At 45.7% G+C, this 18636-nt stretch carries 17 protein-coding genes and 1 tRNA gene; 9 read left to right on the forward strand and 9 right to left on the reverse strand.

The features are described from left to right. Window positions 1-209 precede the first annotated feature (209 nt). Window positions 210-761 (forward strand): PilZ domain-containing protein, encoded by a 552-nt coding sequence (locus ACO05Z_RS13480; RefSeq protein ID WP_421902689.1) that lies wholly within the window; start codon window positions 210-212, stop codon window positions 759-761. A 36-nt stretch (window positions 762-797) separates the two neighbouring features. Continuing rightward, window positions 798-1760 (forward strand): D-2-hydroxyacid dehydrogenase, encoded by a 963-nt coding sequence (locus ACO05Z_RS13485; RefSeq protein WP_421902690.1) that lies wholly within the window; start codon window positions 798-800, stop codon window positions 1758-1760. A gap of 87 nt (window positions 1761-1847) precedes the next feature. Here the strand turns inward: ACO05Z_RS13485 and ACO05Z_RS13490 are convergent, their stop codons facing one another. The 3 genes from ACO05Z_RS13490 to ACO05Z_RS13500 form a co-directional block, all read right to left on the reverse strand. Continuing rightward, window positions 1848-2288, reverse strand: coding sequence for a response regulator (locus ACO05Z_RS13490; protein ID WP_421902691.1), 441 nt, complete (start codon window positions 2286-2288; stop codon window positions 1848-1850). A 161-nt stretch (window positions 2289-2449) separates the two neighbouring features. After that, complete coding sequence (locus tag ACO05Z_RS13495; RefSeq protein WP_421902692.1) at window positions 2450-2815, reverse strand: hypothetical protein; 366 nt, start codon at window positions 2813-2815, stop codon at window positions 2450-2452. Between the two features lie 92 nt (window positions 2816-2907). Continuing rightward, window positions 2908-3111, reverse strand: a complete 204-nt coding sequence (locus ACO05Z_RS13500) for a hypothetical protein (RefSeq protein ID WP_421902693.1) — start codon at window positions 3109-3111, stop codon at window positions 2908-2910. Between the two features lie 243 nt (window positions 3112-3354). On the opposite strand from ACO05Z_RS13500, the gene rdgC reads away from it, so the two are divergent. From rdgC to ACO05Z_RS13525, 5 genes are read left to right on the forward strand one after another with little or no spacing between them, the layout of a single operon-like run. Continuing rightward, the gene (gene rdgC / locus ACO05Z_RS13505; RefSeq protein ID WP_421902694.1) at window positions 3355-3972 is read left to right on the forward strand and encodes a recombination-associated protein RdgC; all 618 of its coding nucleotides are present in this window, start codon (window positions 3355-3357) and stop codon (window positions 3970-3972) included. A 34-nt stretch (window positions 3973-4006) separates the two neighbouring features. Beyond that, a complete protein-coding gene (locus tag ACO05Z_RS13510; protein WP_421902695.1) occupies window positions 4007-4540 on the forward strand; it encodes a hypothetical protein in 534 nt (177 codons plus the stop codon). 2 nt (window positions 4541-4542) lie between these two features. Further along, complete coding sequence (locus ACO05Z_RS13515; RefSeq protein WP_421902696.1) at window positions 4543-5106, forward strand: arylesterase; 564 nt, start codon at window positions 4543-4545, stop codon at window positions 5104-5106. Between the two features lie 59 nt (window positions 5107-5165). Beyond that, window positions 5166-6314: a patatin-like phospholipase family protein gene (locus ACO05Z_RS13520; RefSeq protein WP_421902697.1), complete on the forward strand. Its 1149-nt coding sequence runs from the start codon at window positions 5166-5168 to the stop codon at window positions 6312-6314. Continuing rightward, window positions 6311-7531 (forward strand): ABC transporter substrate-binding protein, encoded by a 1221-nt coding sequence (locus ACO05Z_RS13525; protein WP_421902698.1) that lies wholly within the window; start codon window positions 6311-6313, stop codon window positions 7529-7531. Before ACO05Z_RS13520 ends, ACO05Z_RS13525 begins: the two co-directional genes overlap by 4 nt. Before the next feature lie 20 nt (window positions 7532-7551). Here the strand turns inward: ACO05Z_RS13525 and ACO05Z_RS13530 are convergent, their stop codons facing one another. Further along, window positions 7552-9648 (reverse strand): PAS domain S-box protein, encoded by a 2097-nt coding sequence (locus ACO05Z_RS13530; protein ID WP_421902699.1) that lies wholly within the window; start codon window positions 9646-9648, stop codon window positions 7552-7554. A gap of 113 nt (window positions 9649-9761) precedes the next feature. After that, complete coding sequence (locus ACO05Z_RS13535) at window positions 9762-10454, reverse strand: TVP38/TMEM64 family protein (protein WP_421902700.1); 693 nt, start codon at window positions 10452-10454, stop codon at window positions 9762-9764. 152 nt (window positions 10455-10606) lie between these two features. Between ACO05Z_RS13535 and ACO05Z_RS13540 the strand changes: the two genes are divergently transcribed. Together ACO05Z_RS13540 and ACO05Z_RS13545 are read left to right on the forward strand one after the other, a co-directional pair. Continuing rightward, window positions 10607-12304, forward strand: a complete 1698-nt coding sequence (locus ACO05Z_RS13540) for a YcaO-like family protein (RefSeq protein WP_421902701.1) — start codon at window positions 10607-10609, stop codon at window positions 12302-12304. Between the two features lie 58 nt (window positions 12305-12362). After that, window positions 12363-12450 (forward strand) — tRNA-Leu (locus ACO05Z_RS13545). 172 nt (window positions 12451-12622) lie between these two features. Here ACO05Z_RS13545 and ACO05Z_RS13550 read toward each other — a convergent pair. The 4 genes from ACO05Z_RS13550 to ACO05Z_RS13565 all read right to left on the reverse strand — a co-directional run bounded on the left by ACO05Z_RS13550 (window position 12623) and on the right by ACO05Z_RS13565 (window position 18510). Beyond that, entirely contained in the window at window positions 12623-13471 is an 849-nt protein-coding gene (locus tag ACO05Z_RS13550; RefSeq protein WP_421902702.1) for a DUF6602 domain-containing protein, read from the reverse strand. A gap of 566 nt (window positions 13472-14037) precedes the next feature. Next, on the reverse strand, window positions 14038-15099 hold the full coding sequence (locus tag ACO05Z_RS13555) for an HD domain-containing phosphohydrolase (protein WP_421902703.1): 1062 nt from the start codon (window positions 15097-15099) through the stop codon (window positions 14038-14040). Further along, a complete protein-coding gene (locus ACO05Z_RS13560; protein ID WP_421902704.1) occupies window positions 15060-17717 on the reverse strand; it encodes an ATP-binding protein in 2658 nt (885 codons plus the stop codon). Before ACO05Z_RS13560 ends, ACO05Z_RS13555 begins: the two co-directional genes overlap by 40 nt. Further along, window positions 17707-18510 (reverse strand): substrate-binding domain-containing protein, encoded by an 804-nt coding sequence (locus ACO05Z_RS13565; RefSeq protein ID WP_421902705.1) that lies wholly within the window; start codon window positions 18508-18510, stop codon window positions 17707-17709. Before ACO05Z_RS13565 ends, ACO05Z_RS13560 begins: the two co-directional genes overlap by 11 nt. Between the last annotated feature and the right edge of the window lie 126 nt (window positions 18511-18636).

Consider the following 18636-nt stretch of genomic DNA (forward strand, 5'->3'; position numbering starts at 1 on the left):
AGTATTTAACCCGATTCATTACAAAAATTTTAATTAGTCTTCGCTATATTTTCCAATAATGTCAAGCTCTAGTTTAAGTATAAATATTGACAAACTACTTCATACATATATGATAACACCGACTATAGAAATAAATTAAGCTTAACAATACTAGCGCATTATACAGCAGTTAATCGTTGTTACTTTCTTAATTTCATCAGGGGACAAGAATGGGGAAGGATAAAACAGAAAACAAACCCGGACTGGTGGGCAAGCTGAAGACCAAGCTGGACCGCATGCTTGGCCGAAGTACGGACGAATCGCTGGATATTGAATTCAAGCCGCAAAAAGATGTTCCTGCCGCACGTCGCGCTTTCAGGATTGACGTGGATAATATGCACGTCATCTGCCGCACCCCAAGGGTCAAATGCCGCATACTGGACATCAGCGCCAGCGGCATCGGCTTTGCCAGCAGCAAGGAATTCCCAGTAGGGACTGTCATAGATGCAGTATTAATCTGGTCCGGAAAACCTGTCCTGAAAAACTTAAAACTTAAAATTGCCAGAAGAACCCCGAAAATAGTGGGCTGTGAGTTTACCGATCTGGAAAGATCTCAGGACAAGGTTATCAGCAAGATAGTCCTCGCCGCACAGAAACGTTTGATCCAGAAGAAACACTCCGGCAAACACCCCGATAGAACCGAAGAAGAAATGGCAAGAGAAATCGAAGCCCAAAAAAAACGCGGTGTTGCTCCGGCATCCGATAAAAAATTCAAGCTCTAACCCCGTACTTAGAACGGGAATTGCGGGAAACAGTCCATGAAAACAGTTATTCTTGACGGTTACACTCTAAATCCCGGCGACAATCCATGGACCGGACTGGAAGAACTCTGTGAAATAACGGTTTACGACCGTACAAAGCCTGAGCAAATTCGCGAAAGAGCTACTGGGGCGGACATTATCCTGACCAACAAGACCGTGTTGGATGCGGACATCATAAATGGTCTCCCCAAACTCAAATTTATTTCTGTCCTTGCCACCGGATATAACGTTGTCGATCTGGATGCAGCCGCAGCCAGAAATATCCCGGTATCAAATGTTCCGGGATACTCCCCTCCTTCCGTTGCCCAGCATGTTTTCGCCCTACTCCTTAACCATGCCAACAGGGTAGCCACACACGATCAGGCCGTGAAAAACGGTCAATGGGCGCAGCAGGAAGATTTCTGTTTCTGGAACGCACCGCTCGTTGAACTGGCCGGAAAAAAGATGGGAATTGTCGGATTCGGAGACATAGGCAAAAAAGTAGGTGTCATCGCCAACTCATTCGGCATGGAAGTTCTGGCCTATGCACCAAGACCTAAGCCGGAACCGGAATACACCCCTTTCAGCTTTGTATCGCTTGAAGAAATCTTCAGTGCGGCTGATGTTATATCCCTGCACTGCCCCTTGACTGCTGAGAATGAAAATTTCGTCAACAAGAAATTGCTTTCGACCATGAAAGCAAACGCTTACCTGATCAATACTGCCCGTGGTCCACTCATCAATGAAGCAGACCTTGCGCAAGCTTTGACTAAAGGAGTAATCGTCGGAGCTGCTCTGGATGTAGTAGAAGAAGAACCGATGCTCCCCGGCAACCCCCTTTCGGGAGCACCGAATTTAACAATTACACCTCATATTGCATGGGCAACCCTTGAAGCCCGATCCAGACTTACCAACACAACGGTAGAGAATGTGCGCTCTTTTCTGAAGGGAAAGACAATAAATGTAGTTAACGGACTCTAATACTACATCCATATAATTAAATAAAAAAGGGCTGACATAATTATCTATGTCAGCCCTTTTATATAAATATACTTGAAACTCTAAAGTTTAACAGACTTCACCTGTCGCATATTTTTGAACAGTGGAGATCAGGTCTGCCTTGCGGACAGGCTTGGTAAGAAAAAAGTCACATCCGACTTCGTAAGCCTTATCTTCATTCTCCGGCAGGGCATGTGCAGTAACAGCCACAATGGGAGTCTTTTCCCGGCTGTTCTCTTTCTCGAAACTACGCATAAGTGTAGTTGCCTCATAACCGTCAGTTACAGGCATCTCAATATCCATGAGAACTACGTCGTATTCTTTACGCTGGAACAATTCAAAAGCTTCGCTGCCGTTTTCGGCCACATCAATGGAATAAGGAAACTTCTTCAGGTACAATTGCACCAGAAGCACATTGTTCTCGCAATCTTCTGCAAGTAAAATATTCAAAGGCCTAGTCGCTCCATCCAAAACATTTACACCGACAGCACTTTTTTCTGCATTAAGCATTTATATATCCTGCAATAAGTCAAAAAACAGACTCCCAAAGGCTGTCTGCTCCTCCCTTTGACCCGACGCCATTTGATATACTAACACATTGGCAAAAGCAACAGCCCATAGAAACAAAATAACACAGCCTGTCAAAGGTGCAAGTGCTAACTTATTTATCTTTAAGACATTGCTCTTACATTAGCCGCAAAAATTTCCAGATCATTAGGTTCGCCTTCCTGATGATCCTCGGGATACAGAAGTGCAGACATAAAAAAGACACTGCCAACCTCAAGGGATTGGGACGCAGATATAGAAAAGCGCTCAATTCGCTCTTTAACCTCATTCGAAGCGGATTCGGCCTGAGGTTCTACCTCAGCAGCAAGCCCCGCCAGAACCATGGCCTTTTGACGCATTAACTCTCTATAACCATCGTCATCATTATCGCCATAAAGAACTTTACGCGCCTGTTCCTCAATTTCGCGGACCTGTGTGGCAATACTTTCCAGCCGATCCGCCAGCAATTCGTATGGGTTACCGGAAACCATAACTCCTCCTGATTCTGTTTTGCTTGGATATTAGGACCCGGGCAAAACAAAAGCAAGAGGAGTCAAAAATATTCTATCAGTGCTGTACGAGCTTATAGTGAGCCGCACATCTGGCGATAATTTCCGCACTCAATTTTATTTATAAATGGGCATTGCTTTTTCATAAACCACTTCTTGCGCGGGCACCAGAAACGATCTTTAAACGGCTCATTGCATCCGTCGGATGTCAACTTTTTCCTACGCTGGTTACCAATTACGATATACTTACCTTCGGTGCGTACTTCAATGAGAGTCATAACGACCTCCACCAGCTTGCTTCAGCTCATACTGACTGAATCCTCCTTTGGGCGGTTACCTGATTTACAATCTTCTACAACTGAAATATATTATGCACCTAATATGCCATACTCAGCAGATCGGGAATTCTTTCCCTTTACATCCTGAAAAAATGGTCATAACAGATATCGTTTGTGTTTATCATCACAGCGAAATAAATCCGGCAGTGCCAAAAGGGTGACAGTCGGTTCAAGGAGCACACTTTGCCTATACTTTCAGCCAGCACAGGAATAACCAGATACAGAATTCTGGAAGAAGTCAGCGATGAACTGATCCGGGAAATACCCGAAAAATTAGCAAAATTCGCATTCATGGACATTGACCACACCGCTGAGGAACGTTCCTTCGGCTGGGTGAACATGGATGATATGCTTGATGACAAATGGGCTGTATCACCGCCGGAAAAGGCCCAGTACTTCACCTTTTCCCTGCGCCTTGATACCCGCAGAATCCAGCCCGCAGTATTGAAAAAACATTTTCAGATCGCGCTGAACCATGAGCTTGCTGAAGCCAAGAAAGAGGGAAAAAATTTCATCTCCCGCGACCGTAAAAGGGAAATTAAGGAACAAGTTACCCTTAAGCTGCGCGCACGCTCCCTGCCCATCCCGGCTGTTTTCGATGTGGTCTGGAACGTACCGGAAAACCGGGTCTACCTTGCGGCTACCAATACCAAGGTCATGGACCTGTTTACCGACCATTTTTCCGATACCTTCGAACTGACCCTTGAACCGCTGACCCCCTTCTTTCTGGCAATGGAAATGCTCGGCGAAGAGGCTGTACAGAAACTCGAATCGCTCGACCCCACCTATTTTGTAGGCTAGGGAACAAAAGACTTTACTCAAAGGAGCACCAGTTATGGACCTCATGATGCTAGCCGAAAGGGAAAACACACTTCTGGGCCAGGATTTCCTGACCTGGCTCTGGTATAAAAGTGAAATTCAGGACGGCATGTTTGAGCTGGAAAACGGCGAACGCTTCATGCTCTACATGGAACAGCGCATGTCCGTGCAGGGTGGCGACGGTGAAAACGTTGATACCGCTACAGTCAACTCTGCCAGCGGCGACATGACCGAAGTTCTCTACGGGTTGCGCACCGGTAAAAAAGTTACCCGCTGCCAGCTGAAGATGGAGATCGACGAGAACCTCTGGCAGGTTCAGATCAAAGCTGAAGATTTCACTATGAGCGGACTGAAAACCCCTAAAGTGGACATGAAAGATGAAGAAGGCGACGACCCGGACGCAAAATTTCTGGAGAAGATCTATTTGATAGAAAAATGCATCGCCCTTTTTGACCATGTCTTCAAAGAATTCATCACCATCCGCATCTCAGACCAGTGGAAGGAAGAGGTTGCCCGCTTCCAAAGCTGGCTGCGCGAAGGAGAAAAATAGACATGGCTAAAATCACATTGGCAGCATTCGGGGACAGCCTCACCGAAGGTTACGGTCTTCCGGCGTACAGTTCCCTTCCGGCACAGCTTGAACGCAGATTGCTGGAAGAAGGCTTCCATGTGGCCATAAACAATTTCGGCCTGTCCGGGGATACTTCCGCGGACGGGCTCTTCCGCCTTGCCAATGTGCTTGAAAGCGAGCCGGATGCAGCATACATCGAATTCGGTGCCAATGACTGCTTCCAGCTCATGGACCCGGAACAGACCAGAATAAACATTTCCCGCATGGTTGAAGCTTTTCAGGAAGCAAGTATCCCGGTCCTGCTGCTTGGCTTCAAACCCATGAACTTCACCCCGCAATCCTACTCATCTGAATTCAACCGCATCTTCACTGATGTTGCCGAAGAATTCAGCATTCCCCTCTACCCGTCCCTGACCGAAGGGATCGGTGAAGCACCGGAATATTACCAGCCCGACGGGGTCCACCCCAACAGCGAAGGCGTAGCGGTAATGGTCAACAACATGTTTCCGGCATTCAAGTCTTTTCTGGAGTCCATCTCCGGGTAATTAATATTGTTTTTTCCACTCAGCCCATGTATCTTTTACATTAAAGCATGGGAGAGAAGATGGAAAAGAACAGTAAACCCGAATCACTTGAAGACGAAAAAGCGACAGAAGAGCAAAAGAAGGTCCCAAAAGCACCTGAACGCCCTTCCGTTGCTTTGATCATTGGTTCGGAAGGGATAAAATCATTCTGCGCTCTTCCTTTTATAGAGTATCTGCAGGAAGAAAAGATAAATCTTGATCTGGTCATCGGAGTCAGCGGTGGCGCTTTGCTGGCCGGATTTATGGGCGCAGGTTACGACCTCAAACAAATTCAGGAAGTCTTTTCCAAAACCGTAGACCCGCGTTTTTATACCGACGTGGATTATAATTCCGTGCTTGAGATCGCCAGCACCGGCATGGGCAAATTCACTGCTGAATCCGGCATCCTCAAAACAGACTGCTTACGCCGGACCTACGAAGCTCTTTTCAAAAAAACTGACATTTCCGACCTCTCCCCCAAGACCCTGATCGCCACTACCGACCTTGAAACCGGCAAGCCGGTCATCCTTGAAGAAGGAAACCTTGCTCAGGCCATATACGCCAGCAGCGCCATCTACCCGCTCATGCCTCCGGGAAATATTGACGGCAAAAGGCTTATTGACGGCGCATTCTCCTCCCCAGTGCCGATCATGGAATGCGTAAAGCGACAGATCGACATCATCATTGCCATCTATTTTGACGATGCCTGCAACCCGGAACCGGACAGCTTTGTTTCCAGCTACCTAAATACCTCGCGTATCTTCAAACGCTCCATACTCACCAGCCAGCTACCTCTTTCCATAGACATGCACCACCATGAAATCATTCCGGTTTATATCAAACACCCCCGCCCCATTGAACTCTGGGAAGTAAAAAAACTTACTGAAATCGTACATGCCGGAAAGGTGGCCTTCACCAACAAAAAAACAGATTTCACGGAAGCTGTTTCTGAATTTAAGACCAAAAGAAAACTCCGCGAAGCAGAGCGGCACAAGAAAGAAGCTGAGTTGAAACTCGAGCAGGAAAAAGCCGCTGCCGAAGAGAAAAGGCACGATGAAGCCGTGGAAAGAATGAAACAAGGTAGCTCCCAAAAGAAACAACCGGAACAGCCAAAAACAGAAGAGCCTCCCAAAAAACGGACCTTCAAAATCGTCAAGACACGCAAAGAGCGTAAGGGAAGCGGCACATGAGAATTATTACACTACTGCTGGCTATAATCTGCTGCCTACCAACCCAGCTATATGCCGGGGAAATCGTACTGGGTACAATTTTCGGCCTTAAATCAAGTCAGGCCCCCACCGCACAGGAAGCCCTGAATGGAGCACTGCTGGCTATACAAAAAATCAATAACTCAAAAGGTGAAATCAAAATCAGGCTAGAAATAGAATCCACCACCAGTGAAACCACAGGAATCCTCAAGGGAGCCAACAAACTGGCCCAATCCAAAGGGATTATCGCCGCAACCGGGATAATTGACGACAACGCAGCCCTCACTGCAGGGCCGGCTTTTCAGGCTGTGCAGCTTCCCTTTCTATGCACCGGAGCTCAAGCTGATTCGCTCTCCCACATCGGCTCAAATATTTTTACCCTCGCCGTGCCGGACATCAGGACCGGGCAGCTTCTAGCCGAATTCACCACAAACACAATGCAGATCGATAACATCATGCTGGTCCGTTCCGACCTCGCAGACAGCACCGCCCGGCAGGCGGACAGCTATGCCCGCCGTTTCAAGCGCAATGGAGGCAAAATTATGGCTGAAATGCGCATCACTGAACCGGACCCGGATTTGTCTTTCATCAGCAAGAAGCTGCAAGAACTTAATCCTCCGCAGCCCACGAACAGCACTGTCATAAATGACACCGTCGGGGTCAGCGACTTTGTAGACAGCGCAGCAGGTATTACCATCCAGAAGCGGGAAACCGAACCGGCTAAACCGCAGGTGGAAGCTGTAATAATCTTTGCCCCGGCACGCATCGCCGCAAAACTGCTCAAGCAACTCAAAGAGGACCAGCTGACTTACTCCATTCTCGGCGGAACTTCGTTTGATACCGTTCCTATGCAACAGCCCATGAAAGATTATCCTTCAACCGTTTATTTTGCATCACAAGCGGCCATGGACCGCGAAACACCGCTGGTGCGTTCTTTTGTGAAATCATACAAAGAACTCTTCGGCAACGTACCCCAAACCGGATACGCTGCTTTAGGCTTTGACTCCATTATGCTTCTCGCTGCAACCGCACAAAAACATGGCACAACCTCCGCAGCAATCCGCAACGGACTGGGGCAGGTCAAAGATTTCGAAGGAGTATGCGGAAAAATAACATTTCAAGGCAATGGAGCGGAAAAGCCGCTTTACGTGATGCAATTTAAATCAGGTCAAAAATCAATGGCGACGGTACTTAAATAAAATAGACTGTTGCCAATCATCTACCCATTCTCAAAAATAAATGAGATTGTAGTTCCCTTATCTTCAGAGGTTTCCATTTCAACCTTGCCAAGCTGGGCTTCCATAAGCAGGCGGGCACTGTAGCTTCCTAGCCCTAAGCCGTTTTTCTTTCCTGAAGTTGAATATTTTTCGAAAAAAACATCCCTTATTTCAGCAGGAATACTACCTGAATTATGGATTTTAACGACAGGGACAACATCAGCAAAAACAGATACTGTCACCGGTTTTCCATTTGGAGATGCTTCTACAGCATTTTTCAAAATATTGGAAAACATGGATTGACAAAAATCTTTCCTGCCTTTGACCTGCAATGAAATCTCATCCAGCGACCGTCCGTTCCCAGACTGCAAAAGGATATCAACCTCCCTTGCGTCGGCAACATGCTCAAGCTCCTTGGTAAGCTTCAACAAAACAGACTTAATATCCACCAACTCAGGTACATAACGATAGGTACCAGTCTCGATCTGATACAAATTAAGCGACGAATTTATCTGATTCAGCATCCTCAGACCAGCCTCTTCAATCATATTTAAGCATTCTTTCTGCTCTTCATTAAGCCCTCCCCCAGCAGCAATGATAACCGGGAGATTGATGATGCCATTAAGGGGAGCCTTAAGATCATGACGCATAATCCTTTCTACATCTTCGTGGAGCTTTTCCAGATCCTTGCGGGCAGAAACATCCTCCAATGTCCAGATTATGCCCTGTTCAAGTATAGGAGGAGACACAGCACGCCCGGTAACACTACCCCAGACAACACTTCCATCCTTATGCCGTAGTTGCAATTCACGCTGAACAATCTCCCCAGCTTCAAGAGGATCTTTCACTGAGTACCAAAATTTAGCAAAAGTCTTGTCAGAGATATAAAGAATTTGAGTGCTCTGCCCCAAAAGCTCGTCAGGTTGATACCCGACAATCTCACAGAAACGGGAGTTAACCCTGTGCATAATCCTCAATGATTTCATATAGGCTATGCCCACGGCGCTGTTTTCAAAAAGAGCCTCAAATTCGGAAAGGGAGTGCTGGAGTTCAGTATCCTTACGCCGCTTAGCTGCAGTCAGCGCAACCAGCACCAAAAGCACCAGAACATAGATTACAACCGCCAAAACATACGGCAACGAGGAATGCATCCAGACCTCAAAAGCAGATACATGGGTAACCAGCTTCCATTTCCGTTCTCGCAGAGACTCACTATCGGCAGCATGCTTACTCTTTTCATCTGGCGAAAGAATTACTGTTCTGAATGTGAAAAGACCATCACCGGTCTGGAATTGCCCGGAATCATGTTCATAAATACGTACCCAAGCATCAGGAAACAATTTTTCAAAAGAACATTGCTTACGTTCCGGATACATAAAAGACCAATTACAGCCCTCAGAACCGCCCAAAAGATACAAGCCGTCCTGATTCAAAAACATGAATTCACCATGCGATTCCAAAAAATTATGCCCCAAACTATCCAATACACTCTGGCCTAAAAAATTAACAACCAGCAAACCGGACCTTGCCCCTCTCGCATCAAAAAGCGGGGTAGCAGCACGAATCATTGGCTTAATAGGGTCTTCAACCTTTCCGTTCTCCATATTCAAATCAAATGTAGAGGAATAAAATTCCTCAGGGCCAAGCCGGATTGCCTCTTTAAAGTAATACCTGTCAGACTTATCCTGAAGCTCTTCCTCAGCAACCCGATATGCGCCATTCTTTCCGTAATTTACCCTTAGAATCTCCTTACCAGCAGTATCAATAATTCTAATCTTATCAAACCTTCCAGATACATTTAAAAAATGGATAAATTCATTTTTGAGAATTGCGAGAGAAGCATCCTTTTGTCCATTATCAAGTTTATAAAGCGAGTCATGTCCCAATAAAAAACGTAAACCGGAAAGCATCTTGTTCATCTCAAGTTCGGTACTGACCGCGCTGGAACTGATAAATGAAGTCTCTATATTGCGCAGCATTTCCATATGAGAAGTAGACTCACGGTAGGCAAGCCCAAAAGCAATCAACCCTAAAAAGACAGCAATAGGCAGAAGAGGGGTCAAGATCCATGTTCGACAAAAAGTGCAGACTTTGGCCATCAGCTATTATCTCCGCAGAACCTAGAATAAAATATTTTTTATAATACCAGTCCCCCTCTCTGCTTTCAAACATATTTCATATTTTATACACTCCAGCAATTTATGACGCCCAACTACTTAATTTCATTGCTGTCCTGCTCAAGACTGCGCTGCACGGCCCGAACAAGTAAATATATCAGTGCGGCAGCGACTGCCAACACGGCCAGCATTTCCCAATCCACTGTCCCCATACGCACGCCGGAAGACAGAAGATGCCCTCCGGCTGTGAGAAAAACAGTCTCAGGGATCAAACAGACTACGCTCATGATCAGGAACGGCAGGAAGCGCACCCCGGTAGCCGCCCAGAGATAGTTGGCAACAGAATATGGAACAACCGGAACAATCCTGCTCAAAGCCAGAACCTTGATCGGATGCTTTCGGCTGAGCATTTCCATCTTCATAAAATTTGGGTCATGGCGAAATTTCTTGAATACCCGTCCCCGCAACACAAACCTTCCCAGAAAAAAAGAAATGGACGATCCTACGGCCATACTGGCCAGACACATAGCCGTTCCTTTCACTGCCCCGAACAAAACTCCGGCCACCACAGTAAAGAGGGTCTGCGGAATTACCAGCACCATGCCGACCACATTTATGACCATAAACAGAAGCGGAGCATAATTACCTCTGGCCTCTATCCATGCGGTTATTGCTGATAGGTGCCCTTCCCCGTAATGCTCTACCGCAAAAGAAAGGATACCCACTACCGCCATAATAACAGCCCCGTGCAGAATTATTTTTTTTGAATGAGATTTTTCCGAGCTCATATATTCCCTCTTCACTTGATGTCTCAAATATCATACCGTCTTGGTCGGAAGTTAACGTGACATCCTTCAAAGATAAGGATAACACACGCTGACCGACTCAATGTTTAATTACTGAAAAAATTTATTTCAGAAAACAATAATCAGGGGAAAATATGCGCTACGAACTCAAACTCATGGACACCCTTTCCGGAACCGGATGCTTTGCCGCGTTCCCCGGTCCCAACCTGAGCTTTTCCGAAGTACTGGCCCATCTGGAAGCACATCCTTACGACGAATTCATGCACCGCCACATGCTGGAGATGCTGGGTAAACACCGTACCCGCAAAATTCAAAAGCTGATCAAGGAAATCAAGGACGATTCAAAGAAAAAAGTGCTCGCCGCACTCATTTACGAAGCAGCCATCACCCATCCCCGCCTTGCTTCCCTGCGCGCTGAAGTGGAAGCAACATTTGACGCTGAAGAACTCAAAGAATTCAGCCCGACCCTGCACCTGCGCTCCCACCTGCTGAACGATCAGCCCCTGCACAATAAATGGACTGGAATATTCTCCGACAACATGGAAATGCACCGGGAACTGCCGACAATAGAAGAAGCAGGAATCGAGCAGCTTTACAATAATGGAGACCTGCCCTCCAAAGATTTCACCACAGCCACCAGCATCCGTGTAAAGCTGGAAAACGAATCCAAGCTTCCTCCGGCCAAGGAACGCGCCCCCATTGAGGAAGTCACCGCCAATGCCAACAAGAAACTTGAAGCTGTCGGCGTATTCATGGGCCCCCAGATGCGCCAGAAAGGCTGCCTCAGTCCCTTTGCTGTACTGCACAACTGGATGGTCGAAAACCGCACCGACAACGGCTGCTTGAGCAACTCCCTGCGCGCTATCCAGACCAGCTATGGACGAGGCTTCACCTTTGAGCAGGCCTGTGTTTCCTGTGCCATGGAAGTTGCCGAGAGAGTCAGCTCCTACGCAAGCATCGGCAAATCAGGTGTTGCCAACCGCGCAGCTTCCCTGCCTGTCAGCAAAGGATCATACGAAGAAATTTCCAAGGAAGGTCCGGCTATCAACCCCGACGACCTCGGCCTTGAGACTCCTTACGAAGGTCAGGAAATCTGGTGGATGCCCGCAGAAAAATTTGACGGAGAAAAACATGTGCAGGCTCAAGTTCCTGTGCAGCATGTCTTCCTGTTCTGTAACCTTGATGAACAGAACCTGTTCAGCGGCCTAAGCTCTACCGGGCTTGCATCCGGCAACACCGAGGCTGAAGCACGCCTGAGCGGCCTGCTGGAAGTTCTGGAACGGGACAGCAATTCCACCATTCCCTTTGACAAGGAAAGGTGTTTCACCATTGAGACCGAAGATGAAGAAGTGCAGAAGCATCTTAACGCTCTTGAACAGAGCGGCATCAAGGTATGGTTTCAGGATATGACCTCCGAACTGGGAATCCCCTGCTACACCGCCTTTGCAGTAGGCAAGCACGGAGATATCAACAAGGGCGGCGGCTGTTCGCTTTCCGGCAAACGGGCCTTGCTCTCGGCACTTACCGAAATCCCCTACCCCTTCCCCGGACCGCCTACTTCTGAAACTCCCGAAGGCCTCCCGGTACGCAAACTCGAAGAACTGCCCGACCTGACCACCGGAAGTGCGGAAGGCGACGTTATGGTCATAGAAAACACACTGGCAGCCAACGGATTTGCCCCTTACTATGTGGACCTGACCCGCAAGGATCTCGAAATCCCGGTAACAAGGGCAATTATCCCCGGACTCGAAATAGTTTCCGACCTCGACAAGTTCTCGCGAATCAGCAAAAGACTGTACCGGAACTATCTCGACATAAAAAATCTTCTGTAATATGTTATCTCTAAGCTTGACTACTTAAAAGACAAAGTATATCAAGCATTACTTCCGTGCCGGGATGGTGGAATTGGTAGACACCCGAGACTTAAAATCTCGTAATCCTTGCGATTGTGCGGGTTCAAGTCCCGCTCCCGGTACCAGATAAAAATAAGGGTTCAGCTAAAATCTTAGTGATTTCAAGCTGAACCCTTTTTTGTTTTGGGTTATCCCCAAATAACCCTTATATTATTCGTACATGTATATTCTAGAATTTCTGGCGCAATGATTGACTAGCACTGTGACTTGCCAAGATATATTCAAAAAAAATATACATCAACTTTGATCCCGTTGAAAACTTCCTTCAACACTCCCCATATAGTTTACTATATCAGGAAAAAAAAGGGTTTTACTTGTAGTAATCATAAATATAAATGCTGCAAAGACCTTAAACTGACAATAATCATTATCACCAGAAAAAATAAACCGATTTTTTAAATTAATCCCTCTCGCACTACTATACGGAAAGCTCTTACCGTCTTCTACACAGTACAGTAACAAACCATCTTCAAGGCTTAATATCATATTGTGCCTATGCCTATACTCGACTTCATAATTGTAATATCCATCTAACTCATTTTCAATATTTGAAATATTAAAATCAAGTTTCTGACAAATCAGAAATGAAGGGATAACATCATAGGGACAATTTCTTGGGTCATATCCTCCAGATATGCTTTTTTTAACAATCACAGGCCTAGAATCCATTCTTTCAGATAGAGCTTTGTTCCTTGCCAGTTTATTTATTGCTTCGACAAACTGCTTTTTTGATAGAGTGGACTTAACCTCAGCTATTGCGTGAACGGATTCAATTGGAAAAAATCTTTGCCTATCACTTTCTTCATAAACAGGCGTCATATTACTATCAAAAATAACTACATCACATTGAGTACTAACGTTATCCATTGATGTGATTAAAAAACCAGTTGAAATATCCAAGCTGCATGGAACAATGAAACGAAGAAAATCTCTTACGATAGCTTCCCGGTACGTACCATATTCTCCTGGATGGATCAGTTTTCCTTGAGACTCATCATGAAACACTTCTAAGGAAGTTTCAGAAAAAGATTTTTTAAACTGATTCACTTTCTCTAACAACAATTTTTCAAATATAGAACTTGCCACAAACACCTCACATACCCAAACAAAACTACTACATCATTAATTATATATTTTGACTTATAAAAATCACCTAGCTTTATGAGCGAATGCCCATAATACAAAATACCCTCCACCGCCTAAAGCCCACCATATAATACCCTTACGAACAGGGTACTTAAGCCAAAACTTAAAACTCATAGCACCATCTGCCCCTGCAGGCAGCGCATACACAATATATCCAGTGAGAATTCCTGCCACAGCCCCTAAAAAAATTTTAATTATCAATTCCAAATTGAATTTCGAAAACATAACACACTCATTTTCTACAGCATAACAAACAACAAATTGTACAAAATATTATCCACACACATTTAAATGCAGAGAAGTACGCATCATCGATTATTATTGCTAAATTACTAATAAATACAAAGACTCGACGCAACTCATCACAGATAAACCTATTAATAACAAAAATCCATACAAAGACTGCTCAAGTCCCGCTCCCGGTACCAGATAACAATAAGGGGGCAGCTAAAATCTTAGTGATTTCAAGCTGACCCCTTTTTTGTTTTGTTATTTGCGATGTCCGGCTAAGGATCAGGAAACTCCTCCCTGACCGCAAGAATCTCTGGAAGGTAATTTAAAAAGACACTGACTATCCGTGGATCAAACTGCTTGCCGGACTCATTCTTAATAAATTGAATAGCTTCTTCCATGGGCCATGATCCCTTGTAAGACCGCTCGGAGGTCAGGGCATCAAACACATCGCTCACTGCGGTGATACGGGCGAAAAGCGGAATGTCCTTCCCCTTTAATCCTTCTGGGTACCCCTTACCATCCCATCTTTCATGGTGATAGAGGGCAATCTGGGAAGCAGCCCAGATAAGTTCCGACGGATGATCTCCCATAATCTCCCCGCCTACGGCGGAGTGACCTTTCATGATTTCCCACTCTTCAGCAGTCAGCGATCCGGGCTTAAGTAAGATGGAATCCGGAACAGCAATCTTACCAACATCATGCATCGGACTTGCGTGGAGAATAAGCTCACATGACTCTTCATCAAGCCCCAATCCACGGGCTATGATCTCCGCCACCCGGCTCACCCGGATAACATGCGCCCCGGTCTGGTTGTCACGGAATTCTCCGGCTCTGCCCAGCCTCTGTACCATTTCTAATTGGGTTTCACGGATAGCTTTTGTCCTGCGCCGGACCTCAGCCTCCAGCATATCAGCACGCTCGACCTGACGCTTATAGTAATACCTGCTCTCAAGCATATTATTGATCCGCAGCATTACTTCCCAAGCCTGAAAAGGCTTGGTTAAAAAATCTGTAGCCCCGGCCTCAAGAGCTCCCTGCCGGGTTTTCTCGTCTGTCTGAGCGGTCAGGACAAGAACAGGTAAAAATTCACCCTGAATCTGCTCTTTCAAATCATTCAGAACCTCTATACCGCTCATGTGCGGCATCCTGATATCCAATAGGATCAAATCGAAATTTTCTTCAGCATTAAGTGGAACCACAGTCCTCGGATCAGCGGTGGAGGTATAATTTTCGAACCCATTGCGTTCGAGTATATTCTCCAGCAAGACAATATTTATTGGATTGTCATCAACAATTAATATGCTGGATTCGAGCAGTGTTCGCGCATCAACCATCTATTTTCCTTACATTCATTCACTATCTGCTGCACCCCATCAAGACTCACAGGCAAACCCATCCTGCTGTCTGCACCATGAATCTCGCCTTCACCAAGCTGCACAATAAACGGCTTCCACTCATCCAAACCCTGAGCGCGAACATCATCAATTACTTGCCCAAGCATATCTCCGGCCAGTTCTTCACTGATCAACACAATGTCCGGCCTCAGCAACGAAACAGCCCGCAACCCTTTTTCAATTGTTTTACGGACGATCAGAATGAATCCGTTCCAGTTGGAAGATATTTCCCGCATTTCATCAACGTTCACGAGGTCATCTTCAATACATAGAATAGTAGGGACCGGTTCCCCGGAACCAACCGGCTCAACCGAATCATCGGTCTCAGCAACAAAAATCGGCATGGAAAGACTAAAAGTAGTCCCTTTGCCTTCTACACTGGAAAATTCAATAGTCCCGCCCATAGCCTCGACCAACTGCTGGGAAATAGCCAACCCTATCCCGGTTCCCTCAATATCAGAGTCGTTATCCAAAAAACGGCTGAAAGGCTTAAACAGATCAGCGTGTCTCTTCTCAGGAATACCGATTCCACTGTCTGCAATGGTCAACAGGACATCTCTACCACGATCAACACCTGAAATTTCAATTTTTCCACCCTCATGGTTGTATTTAATTCCGTTCGAGAGGAAGTTTAGAATGACCTGCTTAAATCTGGTCCTATCCACTTTAAGCTCAGGCAGGAGATCAATGCTGCTGTCAATGTAAACTGCAACACCGCTCTCAGAAGCTTGCTGTTCCATAAGAGCAACAGAATCCCTTAAGATTTCTTCGACAGCAACGGCTTCAAGGTTAATCGCAAAATTACCGGACTCAACCATTGAAAAATCAAGCACTTCAGTAATCATATCTTTCAAATGATGTCCGGCAGTGGCAATATGCTCCACATTAGAGCGCATCTTCCCGGACAGAGCATCATCACTCAATAAAATATCGGAAAATCCCACAATGGCATTGAGGGGAGTGCGCAACTCATGGCTCATCCGGGACAAAAACTCTGACTTGGCCTTACTGGCAGAATCAGCAGATGCCAAAGCATCCTTGAGCTGATCTTCCGCAGAGACCCTGTCGGTGATATCCACAAAATTCTCAAGCAGAAAAGTTTCCTCGCCCCGCTTGAACGGCACAACACTTTTCAACACCGATTTGCCGTTAGCGAGCCTGCGAACATTGTGGTCAATATCCTGCCCGAGATCAGTAACCGGACACTTACCTACTTCTGCCGGACAAATATATTTGTGACAGACCGCCCCTAAAGCTTCCTCACGGTCCACACCGATAAGCCGCGCCGCTGTTTCATTCATATCCACAATGGTATGTGTCTCGGCAGCAATGACAACAACCCCGGCCTGCACACCCTGTAAAACAGCATTAGTGTAATCCTGCTGACCCTTGAGACGTTTTTCCATCTCAATCCGCTGGCTGATATCCATGAATGCTTCAAGAATAAGGCGCTCGCCTGACAGGGTGATATAGGCTGCGTTCTTGAGCACCGTAATATTTTTACCTTTGGCGGTCTTGACCTCCACCTCATTCTCGTAAGAACCTTCAATATTACGTGAAAACGGACAAGCGTGATCAGAAGAAAAACAGAAGACCTTATCGCAACGATTCCCAAGAACCCTTTCCTCTGAGTCTGCCTCAAAAAGACGTAAGGCTTCTGAATTGACTTTAATAACTTCCCTATTTTCATTAATAATAACCATTCCGACCGGAATTGAATCGAGAATGGTTTCAATGGCAGACTTGGCCTCTTCGAGATTACGGGCCTTGGTCTTCCGGTCGTCCAGAATAGAGCGGATGTTGAAGATAATACGGAAAAAGATAAGCAGGCAGAGCGGAATAGTAACTGCAAACACACCCAACCTTAAATTATTCATTCTGGCAGAAGCCTGATCTTTAAGGGTACTCAGCCGCTTTATTTCAATCTGGGTTTCATGAAAAATCTTACTGGATGACTCCCTGGCCCGAAGGATAAGAGCATCAATCTGCATGGCCCGGAAATTCACCGCATCATGAACTTTTTCCAATGAAGAGCTGTCATCTGTGCTAAGCAGTTTCCGCATGACAGAATAAATGCCTTCTATGGCTACTTCCAGCTCATACACTTTAGGATTAAGGTCAATAACTTCCAGAGCATATCCCGCCTCCTTTTCCCTATGAAAGGAAATCTGCTCGTCGACTTGGTCCGTATCATAAAAATTCGCCGGAAAACTATTCTTGAAAATCCCTCCCTTCTGCAAAACAGAAAGGATATCTTCAAGCTTGCTAAGGCTGTGATTAATATCATTCTTGAGGACCTTAACCTTACGCATGTCTGTTGTATCGATCATCCTTGCGACACCAAGCTCGACCATGAGCAAACGATGCATGATTGCCTTGCCCAACTCGGAACGGGCCTGCTGGTTCTTGATCTCGTATTCATAGCGGTCCAGAGAATTCAACTGCACTCTATCCACAATATAAATAACTGCAAAAGAGACAAAAAAGATCAAACAAAGAAACAATACTTTGGAGGTGACCTGTTCCTTTAGCAGGCCGGAGAACTTTCTATTTAACATCATATAGTCCGTACTTATTAAATATGGCCCTGCCCTCTGCGCTGGCAGCATACTCCATAAAAGCCTTGGAAATCTCAGGGTAGCGGGAGAATCTCAGCAATCCGATTATCAACTTCTTTTTTCCGGCATATTTCTCACTGATCGGCAACACACTTAAACTATCCCTGTTTTCAGGCCAAGTGGAAGTAGCGTACCAGTTAATAACAAGATCCGCCTCCTTATCCTTAAGAACCCGGGCAAGATCTTTTGAATCCGTAGTCATCATCTGCACATTTTCAGCAACTTGATTAAATATCCCTTTTTTAGTCAGAATTTTCTCTGTCTCCCGTCCAATACTGCCGCTCTCAGGGTTACCGATCACCACATAGTAATTGTTGTCGGCCATGCTATCCAAGTTACCCGGAATATTTTTAGGATTACCTTTTTGGACCATCATTGCAGCCTTATTGAATCCCACGTGGACAGTATCCGTAACCAGCCCCTGCTCAAGACAGGCCTGAATATAGGAGCCGGAACCGGGCAGATAAAGATCACCGATCTTATTAGCTTTAATGGATTTCAACAGATTGCCGGACCCGCCCTTGGTTATCAGCACCTTACAATCATACTGCTGCTCTATAATACCGGCAATTTCAGCCATAGGCTTAATCATAGTAATACCGCAATAGATCAACAGTTCTTTTTTACGCTCAACCTTCTGCTGCTGACACCCGGTCATGACAATCAAACCCAACATGAGAAGGATAGAGAGAACAAGCTGATTAATATTTTGGATTAGCTGACGCAATTTCATTTTACTTTTCCTGATTCAAGTTTGCATATGTTGGTAAAAACAACTCATATCATAACATAAATTTGAATCAAATATTGAGACACCTAGCTGAACAATAGAATTAGACGATCACTTACCTCCGGTCTG

It is taken from the genome of Maridesulfovibrio sp., assembly GCF_965230075.1.
In the GTDB taxonomy this organism is placed as follows: Bacteria; Desulfobacterota; Desulfovibrionia; order Desulfovibrionales; family Desulfovibrionaceae; genus Maridesulfovibrio.